This is a genomic window from Halomonas shengliensis (assembly GCF_900104135.1).
Lineage (GTDB): Bacteria > Pseudomonadota > Gammaproteobacteria > Pseudomonadales > Halomonadaceae > Halomonas > Halomonas shengliensis.
The window spans coordinates 163,236-176,454 of the sequence record NZ_FNIV01000001.1; the positions used below are offsets into that span (position 1 = coordinate 163,236).

14 protein-coding genes are annotated in these 13,219 nt (G+C 66.1%); 12 read left to right on the plus strand and 2 right to left on the minus strand.

Annotated features, from left to right (window positions below):
- Positions 1–53: 53 nt before the first annotated feature.
- Positions 54–263, minus strand: a complete 210-nt coding sequence (locus tag BLP95_RS17230; RefSeq protein ID WP_176760198.1) for a hypothetical protein — start codon at positions 261–263, stop codon at positions 54–56.
- A gap of 348 nt (positions 264–611) precedes the next feature.
- On the opposite strand from BLP95_RS17230, the gene BLP95_RS00760 reads away from it, so the two are divergent.
- A complete protein-coding gene (locus BLP95_RS00760) occupies positions 612–836 on the plus strand; it encodes a glycine zipper 2TM domain-containing protein (protein ID WP_023004555.1) in 225 nt (74 codons plus the stop codon).
- A 176-nt stretch (positions 837–1,012) separates the two neighbouring features.
- Here BLP95_RS00760 and BLP95_RS00765 read toward each other — a convergent pair whose 3' ends face one another.
- On the minus strand, positions 1,013–2,044 hold the full coding sequence (locus BLP95_RS00765) for a LacI family DNA-binding transcriptional regulator (protein WP_089676290.1): 1,032 nt from the start codon (positions 2,042–2,044) through the stop codon (positions 1,013–1,015).
- 127 nt (positions 2,045–2,171) lie between these two features.
- Between BLP95_RS00765 and ltnD the strand changes: the two genes are divergently transcribed.
- The 11 genes from ltnD to BLP95_RS00820 all read left to right on the plus strand — a co-directional run bounded on the left by ltnD (position 2,172) and on the right by BLP95_RS00820 (position 13,143).
- The gene (gene ltnD, locus BLP95_RS00770; RefSeq protein WP_089676291.1) at positions 2,172–3,101 is read left to right on the plus strand and encodes an L-threonate dehydrogenase; all 930 of its coding nucleotides are present in this window, start codon (positions 2,172–2,174) and stop codon (positions 3,099–3,101) included.
- A 2-nt stretch (positions 3,102–3,103) separates the two neighbouring features.
- Positions 3,104–4,411 (plus strand): 3-oxo-tetronate kinase, encoded by a 1,308-nt coding sequence (gene otnK / locus BLP95_RS00775; RefSeq protein WP_089676292.1) that lies wholly within the window; start codon positions 3,104–3,106, stop codon positions 4,409–4,411.
- A complete protein-coding gene (gene otnC, locus BLP95_RS00780; RefSeq protein WP_089676293.1) occupies positions 4,408–5,055 on the plus strand; it encodes a 3-oxo-tetronate 4-phosphate decarboxylase in 648 nt (215 codons plus the stop codon). Before otnK ends, otnC begins: the two co-directional genes overlap by 4 nt.
- A 10-nt stretch (positions 5,056–5,065) precedes the next feature.
- Complete coding sequence (gene otnI, locus BLP95_RS00785) at positions 5,066–5,863, plus strand: 2-oxo-tetronate isomerase (RefSeq protein WP_089676294.1); 798 nt, start codon at positions 5,066–5,068, stop codon at positions 5,861–5,863.
- 76 nt (positions 5,864–5,939) lie between these two features.
- Positions 5,940–6,902, plus strand: a complete 963-nt coding sequence (gene denD, locus BLP95_RS00790) for a D-erythronate dehydrogenase (RefSeq protein ID WP_089676295.1) — start codon at positions 5,940–5,942, stop codon at positions 6,900–6,902.
- Between the two features lie 46 nt (positions 6,903–6,948).
- The gene (locus tag BLP95_RS00795) at positions 6,949–7,941 is read left to right on the plus strand and encodes a TRAP transporter substrate-binding protein (protein WP_089676296.1); all 993 of its coding nucleotides are present in this window, start codon (positions 6,949–6,951) and stop codon (positions 7,939–7,941) included.
- 62 nt (positions 7,942–8,003) lie between these two features.
- Positions 8,004–8,552, plus strand: a complete 549-nt coding sequence (locus BLP95_RS00800) for a TRAP transporter small permease (protein ID WP_089676297.1) — start codon at positions 8,004–8,006, stop codon at positions 8,550–8,552.
- Positions 8,549–9,823: a TRAP transporter large permease gene (locus BLP95_RS00805; RefSeq protein WP_089676298.1), complete on the plus strand. Its 1,275-nt coding sequence runs from the start codon at positions 8,549–8,551 to the stop codon at positions 9,821–9,823. Before BLP95_RS00800 ends, BLP95_RS00805 begins: the two co-directional genes overlap by 4 nt.
- A 28-nt stretch (positions 9,824–9,851) precedes the next feature.
- Positions 9,852–11,312 (plus strand): aldehyde dehydrogenase family protein, encoded by a 1,461-nt coding sequence (locus tag BLP95_RS00810; protein WP_089676299.1) that lies wholly within the window; start codon positions 9,852–9,854, stop codon positions 11,310–11,312.
- A 26-nt stretch (positions 11,313–11,338) separates the two neighbouring features.
- A complete protein-coding gene (locus BLP95_RS00815) occupies positions 11,339–12,217 on the plus strand; it encodes an NAD(P)-dependent oxidoreductase (RefSeq protein WP_089676300.1) in 879 nt (292 codons plus the stop codon).
- 74 nt (positions 12,218–12,291) lie between these two features.
- Positions 12,292–13,143 carry a DMT family transporter gene (locus BLP95_RS00820; protein WP_245678643.1) on the plus strand — a complete coding sequence of 284 codons (852 nt, stop codon included), beginning with the start codon at positions 12,292–12,294 and terminating at the stop codon, positions 13,141–13,143.
- Positions 13,144–13,219: the final 76 nt, after the last annotated feature.

Below are 13,219 nucleotides of genomic sequence, written 5' to 3' on the forward strand. Positions count from 1 at the left end.
ATACTACTGCTCTGGAATGATAATTGTAACTCTGTCATACAATTTGTCCAGAGCTATGTTTTTCTTGTTGCCGAATTTACGAGGATGAGTCGCATTTCAAATAGTTGGTCGGCAATGTCTAGCAGGTAAAAAGTTATGTTTGTAATGGACGCCTGGTGGCGCCGCTGCCCTAGTGGCAGGGCGTGCGCGCCGACTTCCATGCCGTCTATCGCCAGCGTCGCCATGTGCCCGCGCGGATACGCGCCTTCGTCGAGATGCTGCATGACGAGCTGCCACGACGGGTCGGGGCATCTGGACCTTCCGCCGTTACCCCGGCTTAGACATGGCCCACTACCTTGCCAGTCATCGAGTGCGGCGATGTTCGGCACGCGCTGTGAGTGTCGTCCCGGGAAAATGCGATGAACCAAAAAAATGTCGGGAGCGCATATCCAGATAGTGCACACAGTCGCTTCTTCGACAACATGCGTCAGGCCGGCGCCTAGCTTGTATGCTGGGAACTTCATCTTCCGGGTAAAGTCGCTAGGATACGGATGGGAGTGCACAGGGCGTTGTCTCACTTGGCTTTCAGCCACGATGTCGCGGCTAGCGACGGATACTCATGGAGGTGGATCATGAACAGGATGCAAGGATTGACGCTGGGTGCCCTGGCCCTGTCCCTGATGGTGGGCCTGTCGGCCTGCTCCGGGATGTCGACCCAGGACAGGAACACCGCCCTCGGTGCGGGTGCCGGTGCTGTCGGCGGCTCGGTCCTGACGGGAGGCAGCACCGCCGGTACCGTTGGCGGTGCCATCGTTGGCGGCGTTATCGGCCATCAGGTCGATGACGACGATGACTGATAGGTGAGTGTGAGGCAGCCGATCCGCCATGGTGGGTCGGCTGCGCCAGCTTGCAGTCCCCATAAGGCCTACAGATGCTGCCGTCTGTGCGCTTGCCCCTGACTTCACACTTGCCACGAGCTGCTACGGAAAGCCCGGTAGCGAGTCTTGCCAGAAGCAAGGTTCGTTCCTTCCACTCAGGTGCTGTCCCCGATCAGCAGCTCGAACCCGACGTCATGCTGACGACGGGTGACGCGTTTGCCCTCCAGGCGCTGGAGGAGCTCCTGCGCCGCCAGTCGACCGATGGTATCCCGGGGTGACTGGATGGTGGTCAGGCGCGGGGTGATGAACTGGCCCAACGGGAGGCCGTTGAAGCCTGCGATCGCCACCTCTTCCGGCACCCTGATCCCGAGCCGAAGGGCGTGGAGGAGGGCGCCGCTGGCCAGGTCGTCGTTGGCGAAGTGGATCGCATCGACATCGGGGGTCTCGCGCCTTGCCCGCTCGAGGCCAGCGGCCCCCGCTTCCAGGCTGCCCAGCTGATCGAGCTCCAGCACCGTTGGTGACATGCCGGCAGCCTCCAGGATCTCGGCATGGCCGCGGTAGCGCATCTGCGCCCGATAGTCGTCCCCCAGCCTTGCGCCCACGAAGAGCGGGCGTCGATACCCTCTGTCGACCAGGTGGCGCGCCATGGCACGTCCTGCCTCCACATGGTCGAGCCCCACGTTGAGATCCAAAGCATCGCCCAGCTCCATCACCTCCATCACCGGACGATCGCAGCCCTTGAGGAGCTTGCGACAGGCATCGGTGTGGCGAAGCCCGGCGGTGACCAGCGCGGAGCAGGACCAGCCCAGAAAGGTCCGGACCAGCCGATGCTCGCGCTCGATATCGTAATCCGTGTTGCCCAGCAGGATCTGGTAGCCCGCCGCCTCGAAGGTGGACTGCAAGCCCTTGATCACCTCGATGAACACCGTGTTGGCCAGCGATGGGACGATGACGGCGATGAAGCGCGAGCGCGAGGAGGCGAGGCTGCCCGCCACGAGGTTCGGCACATAGCCCAGGCGGTCCATGGCATCCAGCACCCGCTGTCGGGTCGCATCGTTCACTCGCTCCGGGGCATTCAGTGCCCGGGATGCTGTGATGGAGGAGACGCCGGCCATTTCCGCGACCTGGGCCAGGGTGGGCTGGTCGGATCCCCTGCGGTGACGTGGCTGGGGAGGATGTGTAGACATTGGTCGCACTCCCTGTCGTGACGCTTGCTGGATGAAGGCCGATCCTCTACAACAATGTTAGCGCTAACATGTTAGCGCTACCAGCCGAACCCGGAACAAGCGACCACACAATTACAGGGGGAGTCCGGTGAGCCAACCAAACCAAAGCCTGCGAATCGGCGTGATCGGCCTGGGGGCCATGGGCCGAGGCACCGCTCTGGCGCTTCACGAGCGAGGCCTCGATGTCGTGGGCTGCGACATCATCGAACAGGCCCGCCAGGCCTTCGAGGCCGGGGGCGGGCGCAGCGTCGCGCTTCCCTCCGACCTTGCCGACTGTCATGTCGTGGTGGTGCTGGTGGTCAATGCCCAGCAGGTCGAGTCGGTGCTGTTCGGTGAGCAGGGGCTGGCCCGCCACCTGACCCCGGGCAGCCTGGTGATCCAGTGCGCTACCGTTGCCCCCGCCTTCGCCCGTGAGCTGGGGGAGCGCCTGGGAAGCCTGGGGCTGGCGATGCTGGATGCCCCCGTCAGTGGTGGTGCCGCCAAGGCACGCAGCGGTGAGCTGTCGGTGATGGCCTCCGGGGACGCTGGCGCCTTCGAGAAGGCCGAGCCCGTTCTGGATGCCATGGCCGCCACCGTCTACCGCCTGGGCGACAGCGCCGGTGTCGGCTCCAGCATGAAGTTGGTCAACCAGCTGCTGGCCGGGGTGCACATCGCGACCGCCGCGGAGGCGATGGCGCTGGGCATCCGCCTCGGGCTCGATCCCGAGACGGTATATGAGGTCATCACCCACTCGGCGGGCAACTCCTGGATGTTCGAGAATCGGGTCCCTCACATCCTCAAGGGGGACTACACGCCGCTCTCGGCCGTCGACATCTTCGTCAAGGATCTCAACTTAGTGCATGAGACCGGGCGGGACCTGGCCTTGCCCACGCCGGTGGCGTCCAGCGCGCTACAACAGTTCACGGCGGCCAGGGGCGCCGGTTTCGGGCGCGAGGACGATGCCGCGGTGATCAAGGTCTACCAGCGCCTTTCGGGGATCGACCTGCCCGCCGCCGCCAATGATCCGGAGGGGGCCTGACCATGACACTGGTACTTGGCGCCATCGCCGACGACTTCACCGGCGCGACCGACCTGGCCAACAACCTGGTGAGGGCCGGCATGCGTTGCGTGCAGGTGCTGGGCGTTCCCGACGCCTCCGTCGAGCCGTCCGACGTCGATGCCGTGGTGGTCGCCCTGAAGTCACGCTCCACGCCGGCCAAGGAGGCTGTGGTGGAGTCTCTGTCCGCGCTGGAGTGGCTGCAGGCGCATGGTGCTCGACAGATCTTCTTCAAGTACTGCTCGACGTTCGATTCCACGGAGGCCGGCAACATCGGCCCCGTCGCCGATGCCTTGCTGGAGCGACTGGCGAGTGGCCAGACCGTCATGGTGCCCGCCTTTCCCGTCAACGGCCGCACCGTGTACCAGGGACACCTCTTTGTCGGTGACCGGCTGCTCAACGAGAGCGGCATGGAACATCACCCGCTCAATCCCATGACGGATGCGGACCTGGTGCGCTTCCTCGGGCATCAGACGCCCCATCCGGTCGGCCTCGCGTCACGTCATGTCCTGTCGCAGGGGGCTGGCGCCACGCGCGGCCATCTCGATGCCCTGGCCGAGCGGGGAGTCCGTCACGTGATCTGTGACACCCTGGATGAGCAGGATCTCGACGTGCTCGCCGAAGCCGTGGTGGACACCCCGCTGGTGACCGGTGGCTCCGGACTCGGCCAGGCACTGCCCGAGCAGTATCGCCGGCGCGGCTGGCTGGAACCGGTAGCCGACCCGGGTCGCCTGGCCAGGGCGACGGGCAGTGCCCTGGTGCTGTCGGGCAGTTGTTCCCGGGCCACGCTGTCTCAGGTGAAGCACTTCCTGGAACACCATCCCGGCATCTCACTGGACCCGCTGGCCCTGGCGGAGGGAGACGAACACCTGGCCCAGGCGCAGGCCTTTGCACGAGAGCATCTGGCCGCGGGTGGCCCCGTGCTGGTGTATGCCTCCGCCGATCCCGAACGCGTCAAGGCGGCTCAGGCGGCGCTGGGCGTGGCGAGGGCGGGCGAGCTGGTCGAGCACGCCATGGGACAGCTCGCCAGTCGCCTGGTGGCGGAAGGCGTCGGTCGCCTAGTGGTCGCCGGTGGCGAAACTTCCGGTGCGGTGGTGTCGGCGCTGAGGGTGCGCGAGCTTCGCATCGGCGGGCAGATCGACCCGGGGGTGCCCTGGACACAATCGCCGATGATAGACCGCGATGGGGTGCTGTCACTGGCGTTGAAATCCGGAAACTTCGGAGCGGAGGATTTCTTCATTCGTGCCTTCGAGGTATTGGATGCGCTGAGCGCCGGGGAGAGCAGGGCATGAGTCGTCATCACGAGACACGTCTGCGCGAACAGATCGCCACGCTGGGCAGGTCGCTGTTCGACCGAGGGCTCACCATGGGCTCGAGTGGCAACATCAGCGTGCGCCTGGAGGATGGTGGCTGGCTGATGACGCCCACCAATGCCTGCCTGGGGCGCCTGGATCCGGCCGAGATCTCTCGCCTGGGGGGGCAGGGCGAATGGCTGGATGGCCACAAGCCCACCAAGGAACATTTCCTGCACATGGCCATGTATGCCGAGCGGCCCCAATCCCAGGCGATAGTCCATCTGCACTCGACACACTCGGTGGCGGTCTCCTGTCTGCCCGATATCGATCCCTGCGACTGCATTCCCCCGCTGACGGCCTACTATGTGATGCGCGTGGGCAGGCTGCCGCTGGTGCCCTATCACGTGCCTGGCGATCCCACCCTGGGTGACGCGGTGCGCGGCCTGGCCGGCAAACACAGTGCCGTGCTGTTGGCGAACCACGGACCGGTCGTGGCGGGCAAGAGCCTTGAGGCAGCCGTCTATGCCACCGAGGAGCTGGAGGAGACCGCCAAGCTCTTCCTGCTGCTGCATGGCCGCAACCCTCGTGTATTGACGCCCGAGCAGGTGGCCGAGCTGGAAGCCCGTTTTCCCCGCGACTGAGGAGCCCGACATGATTCGCCTGGCGGCCAACCTGAGCATGCTGTTCACCGAACATGATTTCCTGGATCGCTTCACGGCGGCTTCCGAGGCGGGATTTCGTGGCGTGGAGTACCTCTTCCCCTATGACCACTCGCCGGACACCCTGCGGGATGCCCTGCAGGCGAGCCATCTGCAGCAGGTGCTGTTCAACCTGCCGCCGGGTGACTGGGAGGCCGGCGAGCGTGGCCTGGCCAGCCTGCCCGGTCGTGAAGCCGAGTTTCGCGACTCGGTGGTGGAAGCACTGCGCTACGCCGAGGCCCTCGACTGTCCTCGCGTCCATGCGATGGCGGGCCTGCTCCCGGAGGGCGCGGACGAGCCGACCCGTCAGGCGCACCACGCGACCTTTATCGAGAATCTCCGCTTTGCCGCCCGTGAGGCGGCCAGGGTCGGGCGCGAGGTGTTGATCGAGCCGATCAATACGTGCGACATGCCGGGGTTCTTCCTGTCGCGTCAGGCCCAGGCGATGGCGGTGCTGGAAGCGGTGGGTGAATCCAACCTGCGCCTGCAGTTCGACCTCTATCACTGCCAGATCATGGACGGTGACCTGATACGCCACCTCGAGCACCAGTTCGGTGACATCGGCCATGTCCAGATTGCCGGTGTTCCAGAGCGCCATGAGCCGGACCGCGGAGAGGTGCACTATCCCGCCCTCTTCGAGCGCCTGGAGGCGCTGGGCTATGCGGGGTGGATCGGCTGTGAGTATCGGCCCGCCGCCGATACCCGGTCCGGGCTGGCGTGGGGGGAGGCCTTCGGGCTGATGTCGCACTGAGTCCAACCCGACAGGGGCATGTGCCTGTCATCGGTTCTTTCAATCCTTACCACTTCCATCAGAGGACGAAACGGCCATGCATATCGCGGTTACCGGCGCCGCCGGTTTTCTCGGTCAACGCCTGATCCGGCAACTGCTCGATCAAGGAGAGCTGCGCGGGCAGGCCATCACGAGGCTCACGCTGCTTGACCAGGTGGAGGCCGAGGTGCCCGGTGGGTCGCGTGTCGAGGTGGTCAGCCAGGCACGCGACATCACCGCCGCCGGGGCCTTCGACGACATGCTCGATGCACGCCCGGATGTGATCTACCACCTGGCGGCCGTGGTTAGCTCGGCGGCCGAGGCCGATCTCGACCTGGGCCTTGCCGTCAATCTGGATGCCACTCGGGCCCTGCTCGAGGGATGCCGCCAGCGAGATCTGGGGAACACCCGGCTGATCATGGCGAGTTCGGTCGCGGCCTACGGCGGCGAGCTGCCGGAGACGCTCGACGACATGACGGCGCTCCACCCCCAGAACTCCTATGGCACCCAGAAGGCCATGTGCGAGCTGCTGATCAATGACTATAGCCGGCGCGGCCTGGTCGACGGCCTGGTGCTGCGGCTGCCGACCATCGTCATCCGTCCCGGCCGGCCCAATGCGGCCGCCTCAAGTTTCGCCTCCAGCATCATGCGCGAACCCTTGAACGGAGAGGAGGCCATCTGTCCGGTGCCCACCGACCTGGAGCTCTTCGTCATGTCGCCGGGCAAGGTGGTCGAGGCCCTGGTCCACGGCGCCGAGGTCGATGGCGAGGCGGTCGGCCCGTTTCGCGCCTTCATGCTGCCGGGGATCACCGTCAGCGTCGCCGAGATGATCGATGCTCTCCGGGAGGTGGCTGGCTCCCAGGCGGTCGAGCGGATTCGCCACGAGCCGGATACGAAGATCCAGGCCATCGTGGGCAGCTGGCCCACCCGATTCCATACCCGGCGCGCCGATGTGCTGGGCTTCGAGCGCGACAGGGACTTTCGCGACATCCTCCAGGCGTTCCAGGAAGAGCGCCACTGACCCCCGGGGTCACTCAAGCGTGTCCAACCCAACCGAGGTGATAACAATGACAGCTCACTTTGCACGCAAGACGCTTACCACCGCCATCACCGGCGCCAGCCTGGCCTTCCTGGCCCTGAATGCCCAGGCGGCGCAGACCGTCAACCTGGGGCATACCCTGTCGGACAGCTCCCACTACTCCGTGGGCGCCGATGCCTTCAAGGAGACCCTCGAGCGCCTGAGTGATGGCGAGTTCGAGGTGGTCGAGCATACCGCCGGGGCGCTGGGCGGCGAGCGCGCCATGATCGAGGGACTGCAGATCGGTACGGTGGATGTCGTGATCACCTCCACCGGGCCTCTCGGCAACTTCGTGCCGGAGACCTATGTGCTCGATCTGCCGTTCCTGTTCGAGGACTACGACCAGGCACGCTGTGTGCTGGACAGCGAGATCGGCCAGGAACTGCTCGACAAGATGAGCGATCACGACATCGTGGGGCTGGCCTGGTCGGAAAACGGTTTCCGCCACATGACCAACAGCCAGCGCTCCGTCAAGACGCCGGCGGATGCCGAAGGCCTCAAGGTGCGCACCATGGAGAACAAGGTGCATATGGCGGCCTTCGAGCAGATGGGCGTGCATCCGACGCCCATGGCGTTCCCGGAGGTGTTTACCGCGCTGCAGCAGGGCACCGTGGACGGCCAGGAGAACCCGATCACCGTCATCGTGGCCACCAAGTTCTGGGAAGTGCAGGACCACCTGTCACTGACCGGTCACGTCTACTCGCCGGCCGCCGTGCTGGGCTCGCCGATCCTGCTGGACGGTCTCTCCGACGAGGAGCGCGGCTGGTTCGTCGAGGCCGCCCAGGCCGCCGCCGAGGCGACCCGTGAAGAGGTCTCTCGCCTCGAGCGTGAAGGTGTCGCGCTGCTTCGCGAGAACGGCATGACCGTCGAGACCGATATCGACAAGGCTCCCTTCCAGGAGGCGGTGCAGCCGGCCTACGAGATCTACACCGAGCAGTACGGCAGCGAGATGCTGGACCGCATTCGTGCCAGCGACTGCTGACCCGCCATGACGAAAGCCCGGCCCGCCCAGGGCCGGGCGCCCCATAGCGAAAGGTGGCTGTAATGCTGCGACTCTTCCTGCGTCTCGAGCAGCAGACCACGCGTCTGGCGCTGCTCGGCGCTATCGTGATGTTGATCATCTCGGTCAGCCTGGGCTTCTACCAGGTGCTGACCCGTTTCGTGTTCGACGCGCCGTCGACCTGGTCCGAGGTGATCTCGCGTTCCACCATGATCTGGTGCGTCTTCCTCGGCGCGGCCGCCGGGTTTCGTGGTGGTTTCATGATGTCGGTGGAGGTCATCTATCGCCTGCTTCCCCGGCGCAGGCTGATCTGGCTCGAGGCTTTCATCGCGCTGTGCTGTGCCATCGTGCTGGTGGTGCTGATCGTGTTCGGCATCGCCATGATGCTGCGCGTGCGAAGCCAGATGCTCTCAGGCCTCGAGATCTCCATCGCCTGGGCCTATGCCGCCATGCCGGTGGGCTCCGCCTTCGCCCTGATCGCCGTGCTGGCCCGCCTCGTCGCCCAGGCGCTGGGCATCGACCAGATCGGCCCGGTGACAGAAGACACCCTGCAGGAAACGCCCATCGTGGCAGAGAGGAGTGATACCCCATGAATGCTGCCATCGGCCTGTCGCTGATCATCCTGTTTGCCCTGGGCGTGCCGATTGCCGTGTCGATCGTGCTGGCCTCGATCATCGGCATCGAGTTCTTCTCTCGCCTGCCCTTGCTGCTGGTCCCCCAGCAGATGTTTGTCGGCATCGACCACTTCCCGTTGATGGCGATCCCGTTCTTCATCCTGGCCGGTAACCTGATGGCGGCGGGGGGCATCTCCCGTCGGCTGGTCGACCTGGCCAAGTCCATCGTCGGTGGCCTGCAGGGCGGACTGGCCATGACCTGCGTGCTCACCTGCATGATGTTTGCCGCGGTGTCGGGCTCCAGCGTGGCGACGACCTTCGCCATCGGCTCCATCCTGATCCCGGCGATGGTCAAGCATGACTACCCCCGGCCGCTGGCGGCCTCGATCCAGGCCTCCTCGGCCGAGCTGGGCGTGCTGATCCCCCCGTCGATCCCGCTGATCCTCTACGGCGTCAGCACCGATACCTCCATCGGCAAGCTGTTCATCGCGGGTATCGGTCCCGGGCTTCTGATCGGCGGCGCGTTGCTGCTGTTCCTCTATCTGTTCTGCAAGGTCCGGGGCTACGGCCTCAAGGACCGGGAGGACCGGGAGGCCTTCCCGACCGCGTTCAAGCGAGCCTGGGCCGCGATGCTGATGCCGGTGGTGGTGATCGGCGGTATCTATGGTGGGGTGTTCACGCCCACCGAGGCGTCCGCCGTCGCCGTGGTCTACGCCCTGGTGGTGGGCGGGCTGGTCTACCGCGAGCTCAGCTGGGCGGAGCTGGTGCCCATCCTCAAGGAGAGCGTGATCTCCACCGCGGCGGTGATGCTGATCATCTCGGCCGCGGCGCTGTTCAGCTTCCTGATCAGCCGTTCGGGGTTGCCGACCCAGGTGGCGGGGTGGGTCACCCAGGTCTTCGAGAGCCCCTGGACCTTCCTGCTGGCGGTCAACGTCATGCTGCTGGTGATCGGTATGTTCATCGAGACCTCCGCCGCCATCCTGGTGCTCGCGCCCATCTTCACCCCGATCGCGATGCAGTACGGGATCGACCCGGTCCACTTCGGGCTGATCGTGGTGGTCAACCTGGCGCTCGGCATGTTCACCCCGCCGTTGGGCGTGAACCTGTTCGCCGCCTGCGCGGTGGCCAAGCTCTCCATCGACCAGCTGCTGCCCTGGCTGGTGAGGTTTGTGCTGGTGGTGCTGGCCTGTCTGCTGGCCATCACGTATATGCCCTGGATCTCCCTGGGGCTGGTGGATCTGCTCTATTGATATCGTCGACAACAACAAGGAGTGACACATGACGGAACCGCTCGAGTACCCCCGCCCGCAGGCACTGATCGGTGGCGAGTGGGTCACCACGCCGCATACCCTGGAGGTGGAGACGCCGTCCCGTGGCGAGGTCATCACCCGGATTGCCCGCTGCCAGGCCGCCGAGGTGGGGGCGGCCGTTCAGGCGGCGCGCCAGGCCTTCAGCGGTGAACTGGGCGAATGGGCGTCCTGGACGGCACGACGTCGCAGCGAATGGTTGCTGGGGTTCGCCGCCACCATCGAGGCGGATCATGAACGCCTGGCCCGCCTCGAGTGTGCCGACACCGGCAAGCCGATGACCCAGGCGCGGGGGGATATCACCGCCTGCGCGCGCTACTTCCGGTTCTACGGCGGTGCCGCCGACAAGCTGCATGGCGAGACCATCCCGTTCGAGAACGACTTCGCGGTGATGACCCTGCGTGAACCCTATGGGGTCTGTGCGCAGATCATCCCCTGGAACTACCCTGCCCAGATCTTCGGGCGCTGCGTGGCGGCGGCCCTGGCGGCCGGCAACACCGTGGTGCTCAAGCCGGCGGAGGATGCCTGCCTCAGCGTGCTGCGACTGGCGGAGCTGGCGGTGGAGCAGGGGTTGCCAGCGGGAGCACTCAACCTCGTGCCCGGCCTGGGACACGAGGCGGGCGCCGCGCTGTCGGCGCACCCGGACATCGACCACCTGTCGTTCACCGGATCGCCGGAGACGGGCACCCTGGTGACCCAGGCGGCCGCCGAGCACCATGTGCCGGTGACCATGGAGCTGGGGGGCAAGTCGCCCCAGCTGGTGTTCGACGATGCCGACCTCGACGCCGCGCTGCCCTTCCTGGTGCGCGGCATCATCCAGAATGCCGGTCAGACGTGCTCGGCGGGAAGCCGCCTCCTGGTGCAGCGGTCGGTCGCCGACCGGGTGCTGGAACGCCTTGCCGAGCGCTTCTCGGCGTTGCGCTGTGACGTGGGGGAGGCCGACGCCGATTGCGGTCCGCTGATCAACGCCCGGCAGAAGGCCAAGCTGGAGGCACGCCTGGAGGCGGCGGCCCGTGATGGCATCCGGACCCTGGCCCAGGGCCAGATGGCAGAACGTGCGCCGGCAGGGGGCCACTTCGTGATGCCCAGGGTGCTGACCGATATCCCCGCGGGTCACGAGGTATTACGTGAGGAGCTCTTCGGCCCGGTCCTGGCGGTCCAGGTCTTCGAGGACGAGGCCGAGGCGCTCGCGCTTGCCAACGCCACGGACTTCGGCCTCTGTGCCGGCATCTGGACACGCGATGGTGGCCGTCAGCTCCGACTGGCGAAGGGGATCCGCAGCGGTCAGGTCTTCGTCAACAACTATGGGGCCGCCGGCGGCATCGAGCTTCCCTTCGGCGGCGTGGGCCGTTCCGGGCATGGTCGCGAGAAGGGGTTTGAGGGTCTGCGCAGTTACACACGTATCAAGACGGTGGCACTGCACCACGGCTGAATTCACGGACAGGAAAGGAGAAACGCATGGAGAGTCGTCAGCGCATCGGCCTGATCGGAGCGGGCCTGATGGGGCACGGTATCGCCCGCAATATCCTGAAGGCCGGCTATCCCCTGGTCATTCTGGATCACCCCGGCAATCAGCCACTGGACGACCTGCTCTCGGCCGGTGGCACGTTGGCGGCCACACCCCGGGAGGTGGCCGAGCGCTCGGAGGTGGTGATCCTCTGCGTGACGGGCACCCCTCAGGTGGAGAGCGTGCTCTTCGATGCCGATGGCGTATCGGAGGGAGTGCGGCAAGGCACTCTGATCATCGACTGTTCGACGGCCATCCCGAGTGCCACCCGAGCCATCGCCGAGCGCATCGCCGAGGCGGGGGGCTGCTTCATGGATGCCGCCATGACCCGGACGCCGAAGGAAGCCGAGGAGGGAAGGCTGAACCTGATCGTCGGGGCCCCGGAGGCGCTGTTCACGGCGACCCGGCCCCTGCTCGAGACCTTCGCCGAGAACATCGCCCATGCCGGAGAGGTCAGCGCCGGTCATACCCTGAAGCTGCTGCACAACTTCGTCTCCCTGGGCTTCTCGGCGGTGCTCGCCGAGGCGGCCGCGGCCTCTCGCCAGGCAGGCATCGACGATGCCGCGCTGCTCGAGGTGCTGGGCAAGGGCGGGGGCGGCGGCGTGGTGTTCGAACGCCTGCGCCCCTTCATCGAAAGCGGCGACCCCTCCGGCTTCCGCTTCAGCGTGGCCAATGCCACCAAGGACCTGGGCTACTACCACGCCATGACGGAGGCGCTGGGGGCGCGGCGCGACGTCGCGCTGGCGGTGGAGGGGCTATATCGCGGCGTGGAGCCACAGGACCTGCTGGTGCCCGAGGTGATCGGCGTGCTGGCCGATACCCGCTCCTGATGGCGCCTGGGGCTTCATCGGGGCTCTCCCACCGGCAGCAGGGCCTGCTCCTGACCGGTGGCGGGGCCCTTGTCATGTCCCCCGATGCCTTGCTGATCAAGCTCGCCGCGCTGCCCGATGCCGAGATCCTGATGTGGCGAGGCTTCCTTTCCGGGCTGGGCTTCTTCCTGATCGCCCTGGCCCGTCATGGGCGAGGCATCCTGGGCGTCTACCGCCGATGTGGCGGCACCGGCATCGCCGTGGCGCTGCTGTTCAGCCTGACTACCTGCGGCTTTGTGCTGGGCAATCAGTACACCAAGGCCGGCAATGTCCTGATGATCCTTGCCGCCGCGCCCCTGATCGCGGCGCTGTTCTCGCGCCTCATCCTCAACGAGCGGTTGCCGCGGCGTACCTGGCTGGCGATCGGCGCCTGCATGCTGGGTATCGGCATGATCGTGATCGATGATGCCGGCGCGGGCAGCTGGCTCGGCAACGGCTTCGCCCTGATAGCGGCAACGACGCTTGCGCTCAACTTCACGCTTTGCCGACGCCGGCCGGGAATCGACATGAGCCCCATGCTGGTGTTCAACGGGCTGATCGTCGGTAGCGGAGCGTCGCTCGTTCTGCTGCTGGGCAGTGGGCATCTGCCACTGCCTGGTCTACAAAGTGGCGCTTATGTCGTGCTGCTGTGCCTGTTCATCGTGCCGGTCGGTGTCACCCTGCTGCAGCGCGGGCCGCTCTACTTGCCGGCGGCCGAGGTGGGCCTGCTGCTGTTGCTCGAGGTGGTGGTGGGCACGCTGTGGGCCTGGGGCATCCTGGGTGAGCGGCCCAGTGCCGTGGCGCTGTTGGGCGGCGCCCTGGTGCTGGGGACATTGACAGCGAAAGGGTTATACGAGCGGCAGTTGGAATACCAGGCGGCCCGCTCAGTGGGTCGTCCAGGCATTTGACCCTGAGTCGAGAGCCCGCGTGTTGGTCCCTGCTGGTGCGAACCGGATGACTTCCAGGGGACACACGCCATTTCTG